19 protein-coding genes are annotated in these 21,038 nt (G+C 43.7%); 4 read left to right on the top strand and 15 right to left on the bottom strand.

All coding sequences use genetic code 11. The features are described 5' to 3' along the window. Positions 1-85: 85 nt before the first annotated feature. The 3 genes from OKIT_RS01525 to OKIT_RS01535 all read left to right on the top strand — a co-directional run bounded on the left by OKIT_RS01525 (position 86) and on the right by OKIT_RS01535 (position 4,048). Positions 86-985: an ABC transporter ATP-binding protein gene (locus tag OKIT_RS01525; protein ID WP_007744703.1), complete on the top strand. Its 900-nt coding sequence runs from the start codon at positions 86-88 to the stop codon at positions 983-985. Continuing rightward, positions 985-2,598, top strand: coding sequence for an ABC transporter permease (locus tag OKIT_RS01530; protein WP_007744704.1), 1,614 nt, complete (start codon positions 985-987; stop codon positions 2,596-2,598). Before OKIT_RS01525 ends, OKIT_RS01530 begins: the two co-directional genes overlap by 1 nt. 82 nt (positions 2,599-2,680) lie before the next feature. Beyond that, the gene (locus OKIT_RS01535) at positions 2,681-4,048 is read left to right on the top strand and encodes an MFS transporter (RefSeq protein WP_007744705.1); all 1,368 of its coding nucleotides are present in this window, start codon (positions 2,681-2,683) and stop codon (positions 4,046-4,048) included. Between the two features lie 3 nt (positions 4,049-4,051). Here the strand turns inward: OKIT_RS01535 and OKIT_RS01540 are convergent, their stop codons facing one another. The 7 genes from OKIT_RS01540 to OKIT_RS01570 all read right to left on the bottom strand — a co-directional run bounded on the left by OKIT_RS01540 (position 4,052) and on the right by OKIT_RS01570 (position 11,152). After that, on the bottom strand, positions 4,052-4,411 hold the full coding sequence (locus OKIT_RS01540) for a hypothetical protein (RefSeq protein ID WP_007744707.1): 360 nt from the start codon (positions 4,409-4,411) through the stop codon (positions 4,052-4,054). Positions 4,412-4,470: 59 nt separating this feature from the next. Continuing rightward, positions 4,471-5,961 (bottom strand): lysine--tRNA ligase, encoded by a 1,491-nt coding sequence (gene lysS / locus OKIT_RS01545; RefSeq protein ID WP_007744709.1) that lies wholly within the window; start codon positions 5,959-5,961, stop codon positions 4,471-4,473. Positions 5,962-6,034: 73 nt separating this feature from the next. Next, complete coding sequence (gene hslO, locus OKIT_RS01550) at positions 6,035-6,913, bottom strand: Hsp33 family molecular chaperone HslO (protein ID WP_007744711.1); 879 nt, start codon at positions 6,911-6,913, stop codon at positions 6,035-6,037. 41 nt (positions 6,914-6,954) lie between these two features. Continuing rightward, the gene (gene ftsH, locus OKIT_RS01555; protein WP_007744713.1) at positions 6,955-9,135 is read right to left on the bottom strand and encodes an ATP-dependent zinc metalloprotease FtsH; all 2,181 of its coding nucleotides are present in this window, start codon (positions 9,133-9,135) and stop codon (positions 6,955-6,957) included. A 55-nt stretch (positions 9,136-9,190) separates the two neighbouring features. Next, positions 9,191-9,736: a hypoxanthine phosphoribosyltransferase gene (gene hpt, locus OKIT_RS01560; protein WP_007744714.1), complete on the bottom strand. Its 546-nt coding sequence runs from the start codon at positions 9,734-9,736 to the stop codon at positions 9,191-9,193. A 48-nt stretch (positions 9,737-9,784) separates the two neighbouring features. Continuing rightward, entirely contained in the window at positions 9,785-10,687 is a 903-nt protein-coding gene (gene tilS / locus OKIT_RS01565; RefSeq protein ID WP_007744715.1) for a tRNA lysidine(34) synthetase TilS, read from the bottom strand. A 27-nt stretch (positions 10,688-10,714) separates the two neighbouring features. Then, entirely contained in the window at positions 10,715-11,152 is a 438-nt protein-coding gene (locus OKIT_RS01570; protein WP_028291819.1) for an FtsB family cell division protein, read from the bottom strand. Positions 11,153-11,651: 499 nt separating this feature from the next. Between OKIT_RS01570 and OKIT_RS01575 the strand changes: the two genes are divergently transcribed. Beyond that, positions 11,652-12,824: a pyridoxal phosphate-dependent aminotransferase gene (locus tag OKIT_RS01575; protein ID WP_036593946.1), complete on the top strand. Its 1,173-nt coding sequence runs from the start codon at positions 11,652-11,654 to the stop codon at positions 12,822-12,824. 64 nt (positions 12,825-12,888) lie between these two features. On the opposite strand, the gene OKIT_RS01580 is transcribed toward OKIT_RS01575, so the two are convergent. The 8 genes from OKIT_RS01580 to OKIT_RS01615 form a co-directional block, all read right to left on the bottom strand. Beyond that, positions 12,889-13,164, bottom strand: coding sequence for an RNA-binding S4 domain-containing protein (locus tag OKIT_RS01580; protein ID WP_007744719.1), 276 nt, complete (start codon positions 13,162-13,164; stop codon positions 12,889-12,891). After that, on the bottom strand, positions 13,151-16,714 hold the full coding sequence (gene mfd, locus OKIT_RS01585) for a transcription-repair coupling factor (protein ID WP_028291821.1): 3,564 nt from the start codon (positions 16,712-16,714) through the stop codon (positions 13,151-13,153). Before mfd ends, OKIT_RS01580 begins: the two co-directional genes overlap by 14 nt. Then, positions 16,714-17,286, bottom strand: coding sequence for an aminoacyl-tRNA hydrolase (pth, locus tag OKIT_RS01590; RefSeq protein ID WP_007744727.1), 573 nt, complete (start codon positions 17,284-17,286; stop codon positions 16,714-16,716). The genes mfd and pth overlap by 1 nt, the downstream gene beginning before the upstream one ends. Before the next feature lie 38 nt (positions 17,287-17,324). Beyond that, positions 17,325-18,119 carry a DUF6681 family protein gene (locus OKIT_RS01595; protein ID WP_007744728.1) on the bottom strand — a complete coding sequence of 265 codons (795 nt, stop codon included), beginning with the start codon at positions 18,117-18,119 and terminating at the stop codon, positions 17,325-17,327. Beyond that, positions 18,119-18,508 carry a hypothetical protein gene (locus OKIT_RS09460; protein WP_036593678.1) on the bottom strand — a complete coding sequence of 130 codons (390 nt, stop codon included), beginning with the start codon at positions 18,506-18,508 and terminating at the stop codon, positions 18,119-18,121. Before OKIT_RS09460 ends, OKIT_RS01595 begins: the two co-directional genes overlap by 1 nt. A gap of 52 nt (positions 18,509-18,560) precedes the next feature. Then, positions 18,561-19,688, bottom strand: a complete 1,128-nt coding sequence (locus OKIT_RS01605) for a DUF4097 family beta strand repeat-containing protein (RefSeq protein WP_007744731.1) — start codon at positions 19,686-19,688, stop codon at positions 18,561-18,563. Next, positions 19,681-20,031 carry a PadR family transcriptional regulator gene (locus OKIT_RS01610; RefSeq protein ID WP_007744732.1) on the bottom strand — a complete coding sequence of 117 codons (351 nt, stop codon included), beginning with the start codon at positions 20,029-20,031 and terminating at the stop codon, positions 19,681-19,683. The genes OKIT_RS01605 and OKIT_RS01610 overlap by 8 nt, the downstream gene beginning before the upstream one ends. Before the next feature lie 72 nt (positions 20,032-20,103). Continuing rightward, on the bottom strand, positions 20,104-21,015 hold the full coding sequence (locus OKIT_RS01615; RefSeq protein ID WP_007744733.1) for an RluA family pseudouridine synthase: 912 nt from the start codon (positions 21,013-21,015) through the stop codon (positions 20,104-20,106). Between the last annotated feature and the right edge of the window lie 23 nt (positions 21,016-21,038).

The following is a 21,038-nucleotide window of genomic DNA, read 5'->3' on the forward strand; positions in this document are numbered from 1 at the left end:
ACTTTAACAATAAAATATTTCATTTTTTATTGACTTTCTGCACAAAACAGTCCAAGATATTCTCGTCAGCGGAAAGGACAAGAAAATGGAAACAGTTTTGCATATTAAACATCTACAAAAGAATTTTGGTAAAACGCAGGCTTTAAAAGACATTAGCTTCGATGTACATAAAGGCGAGGTCTTTGCTTTTATCGGCCCCAATGGTGCTGGAAAATCGACAACCATCCGAATTGCGTTGGGATTATTAAAAAAATCCGGCGGCGAAATCAGTTTGTTTGGCAAGGATGTCTTTAAAAACCCAGTCGAAATTCACAAGAATCTCGCCTATGTACCCGGAGACGTCAGCTTGTGGCCGAATTTGACCGGTGGTCAGACGATTGATCTGCTTTTAAGGCTCGGAGGCCAAAAGCGTTCGCACAAGACGTGGGACTTAATCAAAGAATTTGATCTTGACCCTAGCAAAAGGAATCGTACCTATTCTAAAGGAAATCGGCAGAAGGTCGCCTTGATTGCGGCTTTCTCAGCTGATGTCGACTTCTATATTTTTGATGAACCGACCAGCGGCCTTGATCCCTTGCAGGAATTGAATTTCCAACAAGAAATTCTAAAGCTGAAAGCAGCTGGTAAGACAATCCTGCTCTCATCACACATCTTGTCGGAAATTGAAAAAATCGTTGACCGTTTGGCCATCATTCGACAGGGCAAAATCATCGAAGTCGGTGCTTTGGCCGATTTGAAACATCTTTCTGCTTTGAATGTCAGCGCCCTCGTCAAAGAAAAAGCGGATAAACTGGCTGCAATGCCTGGGGTACGAGCTTTCAAACAAGATGGCAGCCGGATTAATTTCACGATTGACCGCGAACACCTGTCAGAAATGATGCAGGTGCTGGCGGCTCTCTCCGTGACAGATTTACAGGTCACACCGCCAAGCCTAGAAGAATTATTCCTTCACTTTTATGATGGTGGCCAAAAGAAGGTGAGCTGATGTTTGCAAACATGTTTTCAAAAAACGGCTTAATCTTAAAAGCAGCACTCAAGCGAGACAGCACTTTTATCATCGTGTGGATCTTAGCAATTGCGGCCGCGCTTTTAGCCGGCGCCAGCAAATTTAACGGCATCTATGGCAATAGAAAAGCGATCGCGTCTATCATTGTTACTTTAAAAACACCTGCCATGACATCCATTTTTGGTGTACCACCCACGGGCAGCGGCATTTCGACGGGTCAAATTTTTATCGCTATGATGCTTGTCTTCACAGGGATATTCACAGTGATCCCAAATATTTTATTGGCCGTTCGAACAACACGTGCCCAAGAAGATAAGGGTGTTACAGAAATCATTCGCGCAACAGCTGTAGGCAGGCTGGCGCCCTTCTCAGCCGCTGTTTTAGAAATAATCATTTTTAATTTGATACTGATGATTATTTCTTACCTGTCCATATGGGCTGCCAATATAACCGGTATGACCTCTGAAATGATTTCGCTTTTCTCCTTAGAGACGGTCTTAGTCGGCTTGATGTTTGGTGCAGCTGCCTTGTTGGCAGCTCAAATATTTAATAGTTCCCAAGCTGCCAATTCCGCCAGTTTTATCTTTTTCGCTATCTGCTACGCGGTCCGTATGGCGACCGATGTCAGCGCAGCCAAGTGGACTTGGTTATCCCTGTTCGGATGGGTCGAGTTAGGCAAAATAGGAACACAAAACGACCTGAAAGTTGTGTGGCTGATGCTCGCCTTAACCGTCGTATTTGCAGCACTGGCCTTCCAAATTGCTGGCCATCGTGATTTGAACGCCGCTTTAATCCAAAGTGGGCGCGGACCAGTAACTGCACCGCGTTTCTTATCCAATCTCAATCGCCTTTCCTTCTACCTTCAAAAGTACATCGCTCTAATCTGGATTTTTGCCAATGTTGCTACCGCCGCCATGTATGCATCGATCTTCCCGCAAATCAGCGATCTACTAAAAATCAATCCCAGCATCGCTCAAATTATTGGCAGTGATCAGGTCAGACAAGTCAGCAGCCAGATCCTGCTGCAGTTCATTGCCATGATCAGTTACTTCCTTATATTATTAGCGATCATCCCCGGCATCCAGATGATTGCAAAAATCAATTCCGACACGGCAAAAGGTCTTACGGAACTGGTTTACGCTAAGAAGACTTCTCGTGGCGGACTACTCCTGAGTTATGTCCTCCCCGCCTTGACCACGACCATCTTGGCTGATCTGGGTGCGGTATACACAATGGCGTTGATAGGAAACGCCTTGTTAAAACACGGTCTTCCCATTAGCCATTTCAACGAATTGGCACTTGGCCTGATGCCGGGTATTTTGACCTTCTTGGCTCTGGCACTATTCTTAATTGCTTGGCTGCCTAGAATTGTGTCAGTCTTATATGCCTACTTAGGACTGTCTTTCTTCCTGCTTTATTTTCACAACATGCTAAAACTGCCGAACTGGGTTTTGACCATCACACCATTAGGCTGGATGCGTGATTTACCAGTGAAGAATATCGACTGGCCTCTTTGGTGGCTGCAATGGATCATCATGATGATACTAGTCGTCATATCTGCTTGGGGTTTTTACCGTCGCGATCTAATTTAAAAAGGCTCTGTTATCGCAGAGCCTTTTTATTTATAATCAAAACAGCGACGCATACAGTGTACTAGTAAAGAAAGAAGGATCAATGCCAAATTTATCAAATAAACACAAGAAATTTTTTATCAACTTATTATTAGCAACCAGTTTTACATTTTCGATCAGTCAGTCAGCTATGACAACCATTTACCCGACTTTAATGCAGCGTTTTTCTGTACCGATTGCAAGTGTCCAGTGGTTAACGACAGGCTTTATGCTGATCATGGTCTTGATGATGCCTTTATCGCCTTGGTTTTTGAAAAATCTGCCCTTTAAAAATTTTTTGTTAGCTTTACAGCTTATTTTTATGGTTGGCACCTTAATTGCAATCTACGCACCAAACTTTGATCTGCTGATGGTAGGCCGCTTATTAGAAGGCATCTCGGTCGGACTCTTATTTCCCAGTTTCCAGTCTGTGATTCTATCGATCACACCATCGGAGAATCGCGCCGCTCAAATGGGGGCAGTCGGATTGGTGATGGGTTCTGCGTTAGCTGTTGGACCAATTGTCTCCGGTGTCATTTTGCAGGCTTTTAATTGGCAATCCGTTTTCGCTTTTTTCTTACTAGTCCTGCTGGTCTTATTTCTGCTGTCCCTCAAATATATCAGTAATGTCATGCCGAAAGAACCTTATCATTTCGACTGGATCTCATCTTTATCTTTAGTGGGGCTGTTAATGGTCTTATACGCTTTGCAAACATTATCTTCAGGTATCCGTGTCTGGCTGCTCATTTTATTAATTGCCGGTCTTCTACTAACTGCTTACTTTGTTTATCGGCAGCTGACAGTCAAAAATCCCCTCTTGGATTTGCATGTACTAGCCAAGTCTGCTTTTCGGCTTGGCATGTTTCTGACGGCTGGATCCTATATCGGTTTAATCGTGACAACGGTTTTAATGCCGCTGTATTTTCAAAGAATCCTGAATTTGAATAGTCTATGGTCAGGCCTTTTAATGGTGCCGGCGGCGTTAAGCTTAAGCATTTTGAACCGCCGCTCGGCCAAGGTCATGGCACAATTTGGTCTGAAACGCACCATGCTGATTGGTGCGTCCATGATCTTTATTGGCTTCGCAGGTCTTTCATTAATCGTTGAACTGAAAAACTGGTTGTTTGCCGTCATCTTTGCCGCATTGGTTGAATCAGGAAACGCCTTTATGATGATGCCGGCCGTCACTTATGCAAACAACGCTTTAGATGATGACTTGATTCCCCACGGCACTGCTTTGATAACCACCGTTAGACAAGTAGCAGGCGTCATCGGTGTCTTAATTGTGAGTCAAGTGCTGTCCGTGGTTTCTCGTCCTAGACAAGTCTCAATGATCGGGATGCTGGCTGCTTTGATCGTATGCAGCGTCTTTGCTGCGATTTTGTTGTATCTGGTCTTGCGGATTAAACGGCAAAAAACCACTAATGTTTAATCTTTATTTTGGATTATCAGCATTAATCTTTTTTGCAAGTTCATCTATCTTTTTCTCCAAGCGGTCGACTGTCACTTGCAAATCGGCTGTTTGTTTACGATGAGCACGAACATGTTTATGAACACTCGTGCCAACGCCAGCCGCAATGGCCGCACCTAAGGCCGACAGGACATTCGTATAATTGCCTAGAATTAACTGGCTCGTATTCGATGGTTCAAGAAACTTGAGTTGCGGAATTAAACCCAAAATTCCGAAAATAACGAGATAAATAAATAAAAATAAGAAAATCGCGATCGATATCGGACTAGATAAAATCCGTGGAATGGCTTCTAAAAATTTATTAATTGTTGATTTCTTCTGCATGCAGCCTATTTTAGAACAAAAACCTTGATGAGGAATCATCAAGGTTTTTAAATACTGTTTTAATTTCTCATTGTTGGGAACAGCAACACATCTCGAATTGAAGCCTGGTCAGTCAAAAGCATCACCAGACGATCAATACCAATCCCCAAACCACCCGTTGGTGCCATACCGTGTTCGAGGGCTTCAATATAATCTTCATCAATCGACTCAGCTTCGTCATTACCATTTTCACGTTCAGAAGCTTGGGCTTCAAAACGCTGCCGTTGATCAATCGGATCGTTCAGTTCCGTGAAAGCGTTGGCATACTCGTTACCGGCAATATAAAGCTCGAAACGTTGAACAAAATCCGGATTGTCATCTTCTTTTTTAGCCAATGGGCTGACTTCCAAAGGAAAATGATAGACAAAAGTTGGTTCAATCAAAGTCTTTTCGACAAAAGTATCGAAAAATTCAGAAATAATATGGCCGACACCCCAGAAGCTCTCATATTTAACATGATTATCATCAGCTAATTGACGGGCATCATCTAAATCCATCTTTTGATCAAAATCAATGCCGGTCTTTTCTTTGATCAAAGCAGTCATCGACTTTTTAGCAAAAGGTTTTGTGATATCTACCTGATGATCTTTATAAGTAATCAGACCATCTTCATTAACTGCCTGAGCAGCGGCGCGAATAATATTTTCTGTCTCGATCATCACATCTGACAAATCCCAATAAGCAGCATAAGATTCAAGCGTGGTAAACTCAGGATTATGAGTTGTATCCATACCTTCGTTACGGAAAATCCGGCCAATCTCATAGACACGTTCCATACCGCCGACAATCAATCGCTTTAAATACAGCTCTGTTGCAATTCGTAGGTACATATCAATATCCAAAGCGTTATGGTGTGTTACAAATGGACGAGCAGCGGCGCCACCAGCAGAGTTTTGCAGAATTGGTGTCTCAACTTCTATAAAGCCAACCGAATCCATATAATCGCGAATGGCTTTGACGATTTTCGACCGTTTGATAAAGATATCAAAAGAATCCGGATTTGCAATCAAATCCAAATAACGTTTGCGATAACGTGTATCAATGTCAGTTAAACCATGGAATTTATCAGGCAATGGCCGCAGTGCTTTTGACAGCCAAGTAATTTTGTCAACCAAAACTGTCGTCTCGCCAGCATCAGTCTTCATAACCTGACCAGAAAAACCCAGAATATCACCTAAATCAGCACGACGCAGAAGACTATAGTTTTCGCCCAAGTCATCACGACGTGCGTAGATTTGAACTGTTCCGCTGACATCTCTGATGTCAGCAAAAATAACCTTGCCAGCACCACGCTTGGCCATCATACGACCAGCAACAATGACATGTTTTTTGGCCTCATATAGTGATTCGCCGCTTTTATCATCTGCAAAATTATGAATATCTTTTGCATATGTATCTCGTTCGAAACGATGGCCAAAAGGGTCGACACCCAGGTCATCTTTTAAAGCCTGCATTTTTTGCAAACGTACTCTGAGTTGATCATTTAATTCTTTATCTGCTTTTTCTACCATAAAATCCCTTAAATATACCTAGTCTAGTGTATCAGAAAGCCAGGCCCTTCCCCATGCTTGATTCCGTATTTCATTATTTTCCTGCTGCAAGAATCGCTTTCAATTCCTCTTCACTGAATTGATATTTGTGCCCATTAAAACGATCAACGATTTCAGCACCGTGGTCCTCAGCAATCATGGCTGTTAATTCAGTTTTCGGTAATGTCCCCAAAGCGTCTGCATACCATTTTTTGGGTAAGGGTGCTGCCAAGGTGACCGGAATTTTATCCAAAATCGTCATCTTTGTCTGTCCAAAAAATTTAGCAAAAATCTGTTCCGCCTGCAAGCCTTCTGCTAGCATTGACGAAATATTAGGTAATCTGCCTAAATGCTGTTCCAATAAGTTCAATTCATTATCGCTGGCACCCGGCATGGTTTGGATCAAAAAACCACCTGCCCGCTCAACCAAATTCTTAGAGTTAACAAAAACAGAGACACCGACTGCGCTTGGAATCTGCTCGGACTGCGCGAGATAATAGGTAAAATCATCACCAATTTCACCAGTTGTTAAAGCAACTTCGCCGGTATAAGGCTCCAACCCAGGCTGCACTTTCGTTAACCGCAGGCTCCCATTCAAGCCGACAAGGACGGGCACATTGGGTTGGCCGTCCGCTCTTTTAGCAACAGATGCCTGAGGATTAGTCACGTAGCCTCGCAGCTGCGCCTGGGCATTTGTCTCCGTAACAATTTGGCCAATCGGTCCACGGCCGTTGATAGCCACGTGGATCTGATCCGAACCCTTTAAAAGAGACGTACCGGTCAGAGCCGTCGCAATCAGTGCACGCCCTAAAACCGTCGTCGCGTCTGGACTGCTATGATGTATTTCAGCTGCTTTTCTTACCAGATCTGACATATCCGTCAGATAGGCGCGAAAGTGCCCATTGTGTGTGACGCTTTTAATCAAATAATCCATATCAATTCATAAAAACGCGGCTGTTTAAAGTCGCGTTTTCCTTACTTTTCATCTTTATCTTTTGTATCTGTATCATCATCAGTCTTAACAGGCTTTTTAGGAGCAGCCTTACGGCGAGGACGCGGTGTCGTTGTACTTGTTGTCTTTTTAGCCCTTGGTTTTTTAACTACAGGTTTAGGATCAGCGGGTGCGTTGGCATCATCTTTATTATCCTCTGATTGGTCATGTGAATTGTTCTTCTGTAATGCAGCTTTAGATTCTTCATATGACAGCGGTCGTGCATCAACATTTTTCGTTGCTGCCAAGTCGCTTGGAACTTCACCCGTCTCATACAATGACCTGATTTGTGCCTCATCCAAAGTCTCATATTTAAGCAGCGCCTCAGCAATCGCCCTATGCTGATCACGATGAGTTTGAATAATGTCGACAGCCTTTTGATAAGCCTCTCTAGTCAAACGACGCACTTCTTCATCAATCAATTCACTAGTCTTTTGCGAATACGGTGGGTTAGGATTATTCGGATCTCCGATAAATGCGTTAGCATTGCCTTCCAGCTGAACCATCCCTAATTTATCTGACATACCATATTGCGTAACCATTTCCCTGGCAATCTGTGTTGCCTGCTGGAAATCATTTGACGCACCGGAACTAGCTTGCTGATTAATAATCATTTCAGCAGCACGGCCGCCCATTAAGCCAGCCAATTCTTCTTTAGCGTCCTTTTCGGTCATCAAATACCGTTCATCTTTAGGCATCATCAAAGCGTATCCGCCAGCGCGCCCACGAGGGACAATCGTAACCTTACGGACAACTTGTGCATCATTTAGAACCAAGCCGACAATAGCATGCCCGGCTTCATGATAAGCAACGGTCTGTCGTTCAATTTCGGTCGTCTTGCGGTCTTTTTTAGCAGGACCGGCAATCACACGATCTTCAGCTTCATCAATGTCGGCAGCTGTGACAGCTTTTTCACCATTTCGAGCAGCCAATAGAGCAGCCTCGTTCAAAAGGTTTTCCAAATCAGCACCGACAAATCCAGGTGTCTGCTGGGCAATCACTTTCAAATCAACATCATCGGCCATCGGCTTATTCTTAGCGTGTACGCGTAGAATAGCTTCTCGGCCTTTAACATCCGGTGCACCCACCAAAATCTTCCGGTCAAAACGACCAGAACGGAGCAAAGCCGGATCCAAAACATCAGAACGGTTTGTAGAAGCCAGAACAATGACGCCTTCATTACCTTCAAAACCATCCATCTCAATCAAAATCTGGTTCAGGGTCTGCTCACGTTCATCATTGCCGCCACCCATACCAGCACCACGGCGCCGGCCAACGGCATCAATTTCATCAATAAAGATAATCGATGGTGCAGCTTTTTTGGCATTTTCAAATAAATCACGAACTCGGCTGGCACCAACACCGACAAACATCTCCACAAAATCAGAACCGGAGATACTGAAGAATGGTACTGATGCTTCCCCGGCAACCGCTCTGGCTAGCAAAGTCTTTCCAGTTCCTGGAGGTCCTTCAAGCAAAACACCCTTTGGTATACGAGCGCCTAAACTAGTAAATTTCTTTGGATCCTTTAAGAATTCAACGATTTCAACCAATTCCTGCTTTTCTTCTTCTTCGCCTGCAACATCAGCAAAACGTACTTTATTCTGCTTCGGATCTGAAGGTTTAGCCTTGGAACGGCCAAAACTCATAATTCCGCCAGGTCCACCGCCAGAACCGCCTTGACCCCGCTGTCCGCCAAGCATCATCCAGTAAAGCAGCGCAAATAGAATCAGCGTTGGGACAATCATCGTCAGCATCGAGCCCCAGAAATTCGACGGAGCAGGCCTTGGATTAATCGCAACCCCGGCTCGACGAGCAGTGCTCGTAATCTCTTTTAGGCTTGAATCGTTGGGCAGTACGTAAGCGGTAAAACGCGTAACCGTTGCCTGATAACCAGAAATCAGGCTAACACCGCCATTATTCTGACTAGACTTCTGTGCCTTTTTAAAATCGCCGGAAATCGTATAGACACCACTATCTCCAGGCTGAATTGTAAAATCTTTAATTTTATTGGTCCGCAGCTGCCTTAAAAAGGCAGTCGTCGAAAGATGTTTGACATTACCATCACTCCGTCCGAAGAAACTATAGATTAAGAAGATAATCGCTAGTATCACAATGGCGTATGATAACGAACTACGGAAGAATCCGCGATTCTTATTCTGCATATATTACCTCGTTTACGCTAACACAATATTTTAACATTCCTAGATACAAACAACATTAAGAATAGACTTCTGGGTTCACAACACCGATAAAAGGCAGATTCCGCCAAATTTCTTGGTAATCTAATCCATAACCGGCTACAAATTCATTTGAAATTTCAAAGCCGATATAATCGGCTTTTACCGCGACTTTATGTCCCTGCTGTTTATTTAGCATCGTGGCTGTTTTAACAGACTTTGCGCCGCGATCTGTTAGCAAAGAGATCAGGTATTGTAATGATAATCCAGTGTCGACAATATCCTCGACTAGGATAATGTCGTGTCCCCGTACATCAGAAGTCAAATCAGTTCTCAAAGTAATGGCGTTAGTCGACTTGATACCGCCATGATAACTGGCAATATCAATGAAATCCATCTCAACATCAATCGAAATATTTTTAAAGAGATCACCTGCCCACATGACAGCACCCTTTAAAACAACAACCAAAATAGGCGTTTTGCCGGCATAATCATGATCAATTTGTGCCCCAATCCGTTTGGCAGCATTTTCGATTTCATCGTGATCGTGGAGTATTCTTGAAAAACGGGGATCTGTATCAGTCATTTTATTGTTTTTATGTTAACACGAATCAGGCAGGGACAACAGCCAGTCTTATTCGTTTTCCTTTCTAACTTGAATTCCATCGTGGTGCTTGATTAACGATACCTGGTCAGCTAACTCGATTCTCCCATTTGGCGACTGCTTATTTTTCAATAAAGCCTCGAATTGGTCGATCTGAGAGCGCTTGATCGGTAAATCAGGTGCTGACTCTTTTACCCAGAGCTTTAACATTTCAAACAACTGGTCTTCTTTCAGATGCTTAATCTGCTCTGCAAAATCAGCGATGTGTTCGATTGCTTGAGGATTGATTTTTTCCAGAGCCGGCAGAACCACTTGGCGGATCTGATTTCGGCTCGTGTAGTCCGGGTCTTGGTTGCTGGGGTCTTCGATCCATTCAAGTCCTGTCGATTTGGCATACGCGTATAAATCAGCTTTTTTGATATTTAATAAGGGCCTGACAACACGGATATCAGAAGAGTTGTTTAGAGGACGCGACCAATTCATGGCAGAAATTGTTTCCCAGTCTCCCCCCCGGATCAATTTTAACAAAGTCGTCTCAGCCTGATCATTCGCATGCTGAGCTAAAATAATCGTCGAAATTCCCAGCCTGCTGGCTACTTCTTCATAGAATTGGTAGCGAAAATCACGCGCGGCGTTTTCGATACCTGAAGTTGGATGCTGAGAACGCGGCCAGATCTTATGGAATACCTGCAATCCGCGGCTTGCAAACTGACGATCAATTAATTCTTTCTCTTTAAATGAATCAGGGCGCAGTTGGTGATCAACATGAGCTAAAAAAAGATGGTCAGATGGCTGGCTTTCATATTTAAAGAGCAAGTTCGCTAAAACAGTTGAATCCACTCCGCCAGAAATCGCCACAAGAACTTTATCGCGTCCGGAAAAAAGCCGATGGCTCTGGATATTCAATTGAAATTGTCTGTAGAGACTCTTCATATTAATAAAATAACAGCAAAAAAACTGTTATTTTGTGTCGCTTCCAGCAGGCAGATTAAAAATAACTTCGCCTTTTTTGGAATATTGATATTTATCACGTAAAACCTGTGCGAGGTAATCAGGCTGTTTGAGATTAGTCAACACAGTTTTCAATTTGCCGTTTTCACCGCGAGTACGATCCAATTGCCGATTAACTTGCCGCAGCTGGGCTAAGGCTGCATTCAGTTTGACAGCTGAAGACAACAGATTGACGGAAAAAATCACAACAAAGAAAATGCCAAGGCAGGCAATTAACCGGCGGCGGCGAGCAATCTCTTTATGATAATGTCTCTCGCGAGCTTGGTTGGACCCTTGTGCCCGACGGATTTGAGCAGCGGTATCAGCTTGCACCACATGCAAAGCAGGACCTTGCGGTTCTGTCTTAGGATTGACCCTTTTCGTTTGTCTAGCTGCACCGTTCCTCATCGCTTAAAATCAATATCGCACAGGATTCCAATGATAAAAACTGCTTAAGAAAATCGCAAATAAATCTTAATAATTCGCCACGGACAATCACCCTTCAATTTCGAACTAAAAGCTTTTGGCTGCTAATAGCAGCCTGTATGAGACTCTCATTTGACAAAGCTGTATACGCATTTTATAATCCTTGCAAAGATGAGTATTGTCCTATTCCGATAAAGAGAACCGCGCGAAGCTGAGAAGCGGTCGGCCGCAGAACAAGAAGATGGTCTTTTGATGCAATCATACTAGCGAACGGCAATGGCTGAATATTTTTTGCGCAAGCTAGTGTCGGCTTTTGCCCGTTAGCGCAATTAAAAAAGTGGGTGCAAGTCATGCATCAATGAAGGTGGTACCACGGTTTTCCGTCCTTTATCGTTTTTATACGATAGAGGATTTTTTGTATCTATTTGTGTCAGGCAAACATGGCTGGCCTGATGAAGCTTCAAAGTTAAAGGAGATTTTAATGGTTACATTTGATGAATCAAAAGTGTTAAAACAACTGCCCCAACAGTTTTTCGCCCAATTAGTTAAGAAAGTCAACGCAAAAATTGCGACTGGCGCTGACGTGATTAATTTAGGCCAAGGCAATCCTGACCAGCCGACACCTGATTTTATTGTCAAAGCCATGCAAGAGGCAACAGCTGAGCCGCAGAATCATAAATATTCCCAATTCCGTGGCGATCCTGAATTAAGGCAGGCTGCAGCAGATTTTTACAAAAGAGAATACGGTGTTTCTTTGGACCCTGATAAAGAGATTGCAATCTTAGGCGGTTCTAAAATTGGATTAGTGGAGCTGCCCTTTGCATTATTAAACCCTGGGGACACGATGCTTTTGCCAGATCCGGGTTATCCAGATTACTTGTCCGGTATCGCGCTGGCTTCAGTCCGTTTAGGGCTGTTTCCCTTAAAAGCAGAAAACGGATTTTTGCCTGACTATGACACATTCGACCCGGATTTGGCAAAAAAAGGCAAACTGATGTACCTGAATTATCCGAATAATCCCACCGGTGCCGTTGCCAATCCTGAATTTTTCCAAAAAACAGTCGATTTTGCCAAGCAAAATCAAATCGGCGTTGTACATGATTTTGCTTACGGTGCGATCAGCTTTGACGGACAAAAGTCATTGAGTTTTTTGCAGACACCCGGTGCAAAAGACGTTGGCATTGAAACTTATACTTTTTCTAAATCCTATAACATGGCCGGCTGGCGTCTGGGCTTTGCTGCCGGAAATGCCGACATGATTGAAGCGATCAACCTGCTTCAAGACCATCTTTTTGTCAGTGTCTTCCCAGCTATCCAAAAGGCTGGTATTGCTGCTCTAAAAAGCGATCAGCACACAGTTCATGATTTGGTGTCATTATATGAAAAACGCCGTAATCAATTCTTTGCCGCTGCTAGAAAAATCGGCTGGGAGCCTTATCCTTCGGGTGGGTCTTTCTACGCTTGGATGCCCGTACCAACAGGCTACACGAGTGAATCGTTTACAGGCCTATTGTTAGATAAAGCAGCTGTTGCCGTGGCACCAGGGATCGGTTTTGGTAAAGGGGGAGAAGGTTTTGTCAGAGTCGGCTTGCTGATTGATGAACCTTATTTCACCGAGGCCTGCCAACGGATTGCGAAATTAAATTTGTTTTAAACACTAAATAGAGAACTCATAATCTAAAAATAGATGCAGAGATGAAAAACATATCCATAGCAGTTTAATGGATCGAAGAATTATCAGAATTTGATTCCGATGAAAGCAAGTCATACATCTCCCCTGCATCGTTTTTCTTCACAATTTCTGAAGTATCGGTAATTTTAATTGTCAAAATACGGGTGCCGAACGAAAGTACCAAGACATCCCCGATCGTCACGCTTGCCGAAGATTTGACAACTTTGCCATTGACTGTAACACGTCCCTGGTCAGCAAATTCTTTGGCCAAGGTGCGTCTTTTAATCAGGCGGCTGACTTTTAAATATTTATCCAAACGCATGTTGGATCTCCTTTGCAGCCGATTCGAGATAATCGGTTATTTTTCCTAAATAGGTTAGTTGCGGATCTTTGTTTAAAATGACGGTTAATTCTAATTGATCATCGATGGCTTTGACGCGAACCTTATAAGGCAGGTCCTGCAAGGTTTTAAAAACAGTCTCGCCAGCAAGTGCTCGGCTGGCTTTTTTGCTGAACAATATCCGGACTTGAGTCCCGTCGCCACGCAAATTAACAACATTAGCCAAATCAGCGGCATTTTTCAAACGCGCCAGCGCAAACAGATTTTCAACCTGTTGAGGAATTGCGCCAAAACGATCGATCAAATCCTGACGGACTTCGTCAAACTGTGCCTGGTTCTGAGACTTTCGGATCCGCTGGTACATCTCGATTTTCTGAGATGAATCACCCACATAGTCCTCAGGCAGCAGAGCCTCAATGTCCAAAACAATTTCAGCATTAGTCTGTATGGCTTTTTTGTGTTTGCCTTGCCTGGCTGCTACGGCCTCTTGCAGCATCTGCTGGTATAGTTCATAACCAACAGAATCGATAAAGCCGTGCTGCTGTTTGCCCAATAAATCACCGGCACCACGAATTGACAGATCGCGCATGGCCAATTTAAAGCCGGATCCTAGCTCCGTGAAATCACGAATGGCTTCCAGGCGTTTTTGAGCATCTTCAGTCGGTTGGCGATCAGGCGGAAAAGTGAAATATGCATAGGCTAGACGGTTAGAACGACCGATTCGGCCGCGTAATTGGTAAAGCTGCGACAAACCAAAACGCTGTGAATTCTCGACAATCAACGTGTTGACATTCGGAATATCAACACCTGTCTCGATGATCGTAGTCGTGACCAGCACATCATAGACGCCGTTTAAAAAGTCCATCAAAACATTTTCTAACTGGGTTTCGTTCATCTGACCATGAATATAGCCAACATTGGCATCAGGCACCAGACGTTGTACTTCACCAACAGTCCGTTCAATGTCCTGAACACGGTTATGCAGGAAAAAGACCTGTCCACCGCGTCCAATCTCTTTTTCCATCGCATCAGCAACGACTGGCCAATTACTTTCCAAAACATAAGTCTGAATCGGAAAACGGTTAGCTGGTGGTGTCTCTAGGACTGATAAATCACGTGCGCCGACAAGCGCCATATTTAAAGTACGCGGGATCGGTGTCGCTGTGAGCGTGAGGACATCGATACTGGCACGCAGCTGTTTGATCTTCTCTTTGTGTTTGACGCCAAAACGCTGCTCTTCATCAATAATCAGCAGGCCCAAATCATCAAAAACCACATCCTTGGACAAAAGACGATGAGTCCCGATAACCAGATCAATTTGGTGGTCTTTGATCTTTTTAATAGCCGCTTTGTTCTGTGCGGGCGTATTAAAGCGGGACAAAACAGCAATCCTGACATCCGGAAAATCGGAAAAACGTTCCAAGGCCGTTTCGTAATGCTGTTGGGAAAGGATAGTAGTCGGCGTCAAAAATGCAACCTGTTTGTGATCATGAATCGCTTTAAATGCAGCACGCAGGGCGACCTCAGTCTTCCCAAAACCAACATCCCCGACCAGCAGGCGGTCCATCGGCTTGGCTGACTCCATATCGCTTTTGATCTCTTTAATCGAACGCAGCTGGTCAACAGTCTCTGGGTAGGCAAACTCATTATCGAATTTGTCCTGTGCTTGATCATCAGCAGAAAAGGCAAAACCGCTTTCGGCTTCGCGCTTGGCGTATAAAGCAATCAAGTCATCAGCAATATCTTCGACTTTGGTGGCCACCTTGTGTTTTGTTTTGGCCCAGTCGGTTGAATTCAAAGAATTGATTTTAACTTTGCCCTGATCGCCGCCAATGTATTTCTGAACTAGGTTCAGGTGTGTTATCGGTACGAAAATCTTGGCGTTTTGTGCATAAGCCAGTGTCAAATAATCTTGTTTGCCGCCATTGGCTTCCAGTGTGGTTAAACCTTCATAGCGTCCGATACCATGATTAACATGTACTACATAATCGCCAACCTTGAGTTGGTTATAACTGGTAATTCTTTCGGCATTAGAAAAAGTTGCATGCCGCGGAATTCGCTTTTTGACTTTGGCGAACAATTCCGCTTCGGTTAGAACAACCAATTTCTGATCCGGCAATTCAAAACCGCGTGATAAAGCACTAACTTGTAATTGGGCCGTACCGGGCAATACCTCATCAGTGATAGCAAAATTCATATCAAAATCGTGCAAAGTCCGCTGCAAGGACAACAACCGTTCATGAGAAGCAGCAGCCAAGACCACGGTGAATTCTCGCTTACGATAAGAATCAACATCAGCTTTTAGGGCCGGCATCTGGCCAAAATACTGCTGCATCGGTCGGGTCAATAGAGTTTGTTTGGCAGTAAAAGCCAGGCCAACCAACCCACGGGTTAAATTACTCAAGAAAATTTTCGGATTGTGAAAACGCTGCAGTTTACCGGTAATATTCTGCTGTGATTTCTTCAAAAGATTAGTTGCATCAAGCTTGATTTTTAAATCAGGTAGGAGCCGAAACTCTTTTAAAGCATCAGTCATCCATTGCGCATCTTTTTCCTCTTGAAGTTTGGCCTGTTCATTAATTCTGGCGAAATCATCAATGAACAGCAGGTCGTCTTGCTTAGCATACTCTAAAAGCGAGTGTGTTAAAAAGAACTCAGCAAAAGGTAAAAGACCGCGATCAAAGCCGCTTTCCCTAGAACGAGCCAGTAGAGGGTCAAAAAAACTTGTAATTTTCTTCTTTTCGATCCCCTTCAGAGAATCACGGTAGGCAATAAAAGCATTTTGCAGTGTTTGCAAATCTGTGGAAAAATCAGCTTGTGACAGAAGGAAGTCCGAAACTGGAAACACAAAAACATGCTGGATTTTGTCCAAAGATTTTTGTGAATCGGCATCAAAAGTCCGCATAGACTCAAGCTCTTCATCGAAGCAATCCAAGCGTACAGGGCTATCCATATTGATCGGATAGATATCAACAATCTCGCCTCTGACCGCAAATTCACCAGGACTCGCAGCCAATGCTTCTTTGCGATACCCCATCTCGATCAATCTGCCGGCCAAATCCGCCTGCACATAGGTGTCCGATTTTTTAAGATCCAAAACAGCAGACCGAAAAACTGCCGGATCTGGATAACGACGCGTCAAGGCAACTAAAGGCGCAACAATCATGGCTGGAGTGTTAGACTGCATGGCTCGCAAGGCCAAAACGCGACTCAAATCTGCATCGCGCGACGCAATCGCTGTTTCCGTCGCCAAGGATTCTTCTGCTTGAATTTCAAAGACATTATCCTGGCCGACGAGAGCTTCCAGGTCACCGCTAAGCCGATCAGCACGGAATTGCGTGTCTGTGATAATTAAGCTGTTTTTTTTCTGTTTTTCAGCTTTTAAACGCACAAAAACCCCAGCGGCTAACGCGGCCTTGGGGGTATCGTCAATGCCTGAAATAAGTTGCGCCGTATCCGGGCTGCTTTGGTTCAGGACTATACTTTCAGTCAAAGGCAAACGACTGATAAAATCTGTCAATGCGCTCATCATTAATTATTGTAACGATTCGTAATTGTATTCAGTGCAATGCCCTTAATAAAATCCTCTGACGCTAAAACGGCCTGGTCAATCTGGGGCTGAACCAAGTCCATTTGCGGTTTTGTGAAATCACCCAACACATGATTAATGACAGCCTGTGCAGCATGAGCGGGCCTCCCTGTGCCGATACGGATTCGGACAAATTTCTGACTCCCAATAGCTGATTCGATTGATTTCAAACCATTGTGTCCGCCTGATGCACCGCTTTTTTTGATACGCAGCTGACCATAATCCCGATCAATATCGTCAACAAAAACGATTAAATCATCTAGCCCGGCGTCAAAATAATGCATCACGGCCTCTACGGCCAGACCAGAATCATTCATCATCGTTGTCGGTTTAACCAGATATACTTTTTCAGATGCCACAACAGCCGTTGCGATAAATGCGTGCAGATTTTGTTTCAAAGAAAAGGTTGTATTGAGTCGCTGTGCGAGTTCGTCCACCGCCATAAAACCGACGTTATGCCGATTATGTGCGTATTTTGCACCAATATTTCCCAATCCTACGATAACTTTCATCATTTATTTATGTGACCCATCCCTTCTCAAAAACGGTTTTCTTAAATTTCTCTTTTTTTATAAGCGACTTCAGCCGTGATGTAATTTGCTAACGACACAGCCACAATTTTACTATGGGTCGGATCTAACTGGCGTCCCTGTCCGCCATGGATTACCACCGAGGCTAGCGATAACTGATAACCCTGTAATGCAGTCATTGCATCACTTAGTCCAACCTTAACGATTACACCAATCGGGCGAGCAGAAAACTGATTCATGCCGCCATAGATCAATAAACCGCTGGGCACGTATTTTAAATCAAAATACGGCAGCAGCGTACCCGGATAATTAGCCGATATTGTTTCATGCGCCAGCAGATACCTCTTTATTTGCGAGCGGGAAAAATGACCATAATTCTGTTCAATCAATTTGGCCTGCAGCATTCGCTGATAGAGATTGGATAAGTTTTCTTGTTCTTCTAAACTTGACACAATCACCGTACCCAGCACTTGATCACGTCGATAAAGGCCATTGGCCGGTACAGTTTTCAGAGCAGCTTCTTCTTCAGCTTTATCGCCACCCAAAAAGTGGTCAATCAAAGGCGAAATATCCCATTTAACTGTTTTGTCTGTAAAATAATAAATCATATTCAGCACAGAAAAATACAGCAAGACGACAAAAGCTAATAGGAAAACAATCCCCCAAATCTGACGATTGATGATTAAACGCACACCAACATAAAGGAGGTAAAAGTTAGCGATAAAACCGACGATTGAATAAATACGCCCTCTAGCCTGATTGCGAACACTAAAAAAACCAAGCCATTGATTAATTAAAGCCAGTAAACCAATTCCCATTATTTACCTCCTGCCGGCGGTGTGACAGCTGATGAACTAGTAGTGCTGCTGGCAGCTGGTGCTTTATCAACAGATTGCGAGCTTTCAGACGTACTGCTAGAAGAGCCGCTTGTTTCTGAAGGCGTTTTTTGTGAAGAACTGCTGCTGGACGCTGTGTCTGGCACAGATGAAGAACTGCTGGAAGACAAGTCAGAAGATGACTGCCGATCCGGTCTGGATGAACTCACAGCTGAACTCGTTGACGAACTTTGGCTGGGCGTATAGTTTGTTGGTGCACCACCCTCAGCTGTATGAGTTGTCACATTAGTCACAACATTAACCGCTGATAAAGCAATGATAATCGACACAATAGCCGGGGGTGTTAAAAAAGGCGGAACTCGTTTAGTCATTGATTAAATTATAAGGCGGCTGCAGTTAAACATAAATTAAGTTAAAAAAATTCTAATCAATCACGATTGTGCCCGAAGACACGCGACTGAGCAAGCGATAACTTTTAGCTTCGCCGACAGTACCTAATTTAGCAGAGGATGACTCGATATCATAATCCACTGGTGCGTCAAAAACATCCTTCAAACGAACTGTACCGGTTTTAGCCGATAACTTGAAAGCAAATTCGTCTTGGCTAGGCAAAACAGCTCTAATCATGCCTGACAACGCGGTCAATTTTAAATCACCGGTTACCTTTTTAAAATCAGCACGCACAACCCCCGACGATAGATTGACACTACCGGCACCGGTTATTTTATTCAGGCGTACCGTGCCCGAGGTGGCTTTAATATCATATTTTGCCGTAACATTGTTCAAACGCAGCGTGCCTGATGAAAAATCTGATCCGAAATAATCGGCCAAGCTATCCGAAACAGATAGGCTGCCGGAATGAAAAGAACAGCCGCTTTCTGAAAAGACTGAATTTGAAATCTTCAAGCTGCCGGAATGAAAGGTGAAATTAGCGGCTGCGTGATTTTTAATCCCCTTTACCAGCATGCTGCCGGATCCAAAGTCGCTATTCAATGTACCTTTATAGCTGTTTGGCAATTCAATCAGCAATTTAGGCAGACGCGTCGTAGAAATAAAAACACCAATACTAATCGAGAATTTTTTTTCTGGTAAATGAATATTTAGATCACCGTTTTGGCTGCTGACTTGAACGATCGGATCATCAGCAGTCTGCGGATTTTTATACTGAGTCAGTTTCAATTTGTCTGAATCTGTCGAGATAATTTTTACAGCATCTGAATGGAATTTGAGATTGATTTTTTCAATCTCGTCTAAGGCAAACTCATCTTCGTAGACAACTTCGCTATCCTGTTGACTGAGGAAATGAAAATTGAATTTAAAAGTCCCGTTTCCTTTTTTTTCACCAATTTGATCGATCACTTTTGTCAGATCGCCCATTTGCAAAAATGCTTTGTCAACAGCTTCCTCATCGCTGAGGTGTTCTTTCTGCTGCAAATCTTTGGCACTTTCTTTGACATCATCGAAAATCTCGTCATGCAAATCATCTAAATCAGCAGTTTTTTCATAGCCTGAAAATAGTCTTGTCAGCTTTTTGTTAATTAAGTCATCCATTCTTCTTCTCCTGCAGCAGCGCATCAACAATTTCTTTTGAAAATTCCCAGTCGGTACGGGATCGATTGAGCTCTTTTTTGCCGCTTTCGGTCAAACTGTAGTATTTGCGGCGCCCGCCTTGATTTTCATCGTCATTGCCGTAGTAGCTTTTCACAAATCCTTGAGCTGATAAACGGCGAAAAACGGTATACAAAGTGGCTTCGTTGAGTTCGTAACGATCATCAGTTATCTGTTTGATCTGTTTGGAAATCTGGTAACCATAGGAATCTTCAAACTCTAAAACACTTAATACAATCGCACCTGTCAGTCCGCGAATCATATCTTTCGATATTTCTTGAGCCATTGATCCTCCTCATCCTTCATGTATTAATTTACAGCATATTACTATGTGTGTCAAGGTAATGTGTTCAAAAAATTACCTCAAATATAGCTGTCTAGGAAAATCCGCCGGCAGCGGTGAGGTCACACGCCGCAGCTGCTGATAATCAGTAAATAAATCCGGCAATTCAATACTGGCCGAATGCAGCAGCAGGCGTGGATAATCCGGTCCGCCGTATAGTCGATCACCAATTAACGGGTGGCCGATAGCAGCCAGATGAACTCGGATCTGATGCGACCGTCCGGTTGCCAGCTGAATACGCAGTAAAGTGTTTTGATAGACAACATGCATTTTGACCCAACGCGTCAGCGCCGGCTGTCCCGATGGATCAACAATACGGACATACAGATTTTTCGGATCCTGGGCAATGGGCAGTGTAATAACGCCGTTTGGCTCAGATAAATGGCCTGATACCCAGGCTAAATAGGTTCTTTTAATGATTTTTTTGGCAATCAGCTGATTCAAAACGGCAGCAGCCAGTGGATTTGTAGCAATCAAAACCAAGCCTGAAGTATCAGTATCGATGCGGTGAACCATATAGGCAGAGGCCGGTAGGCCGTGCGATCGACGGCCGGCTAAAGCAGCTTGAACAAAATTCAATAAGGTATCAGTCTCATTGGGTGAGTGCGGATGCATTTTCATTCCAGCTGGTTTATCAACGATGATGCAATCATCGTTTTCATAAACGATTGAAATCTGCTGCAGATTGTTGGACGGATATACCTGCTGTTTCTCTGAAAAATCAGCAGCAGATAATTTAAAACTCAGCTTATCGCCAGCTGCCAATAAAGCTGCTGTCGAAACAGGCTGGCCATTTAAGAAAAGCCGTTTATCCTGCCGCAGCAATCCGCGGACATGCTTGGGGATCAAGAGCAGAGCCAGATACTCTTTGACACTTTTGTTAACAAAATGTTGTGAGATGACAAAATTAAATTGGTAGAATTGCACTATGTTAAAATTTTAGCGCTTCC

The sequence above is a fragment of the Oenococcus kitaharae DSM 17330 genome, from assembly GCF_000241055.1.
GTDB lineage: Bacteria > Bacillota > Bacilli > Lactobacillales > Lactobacillaceae > Oenococcus > Oenococcus kitaharae.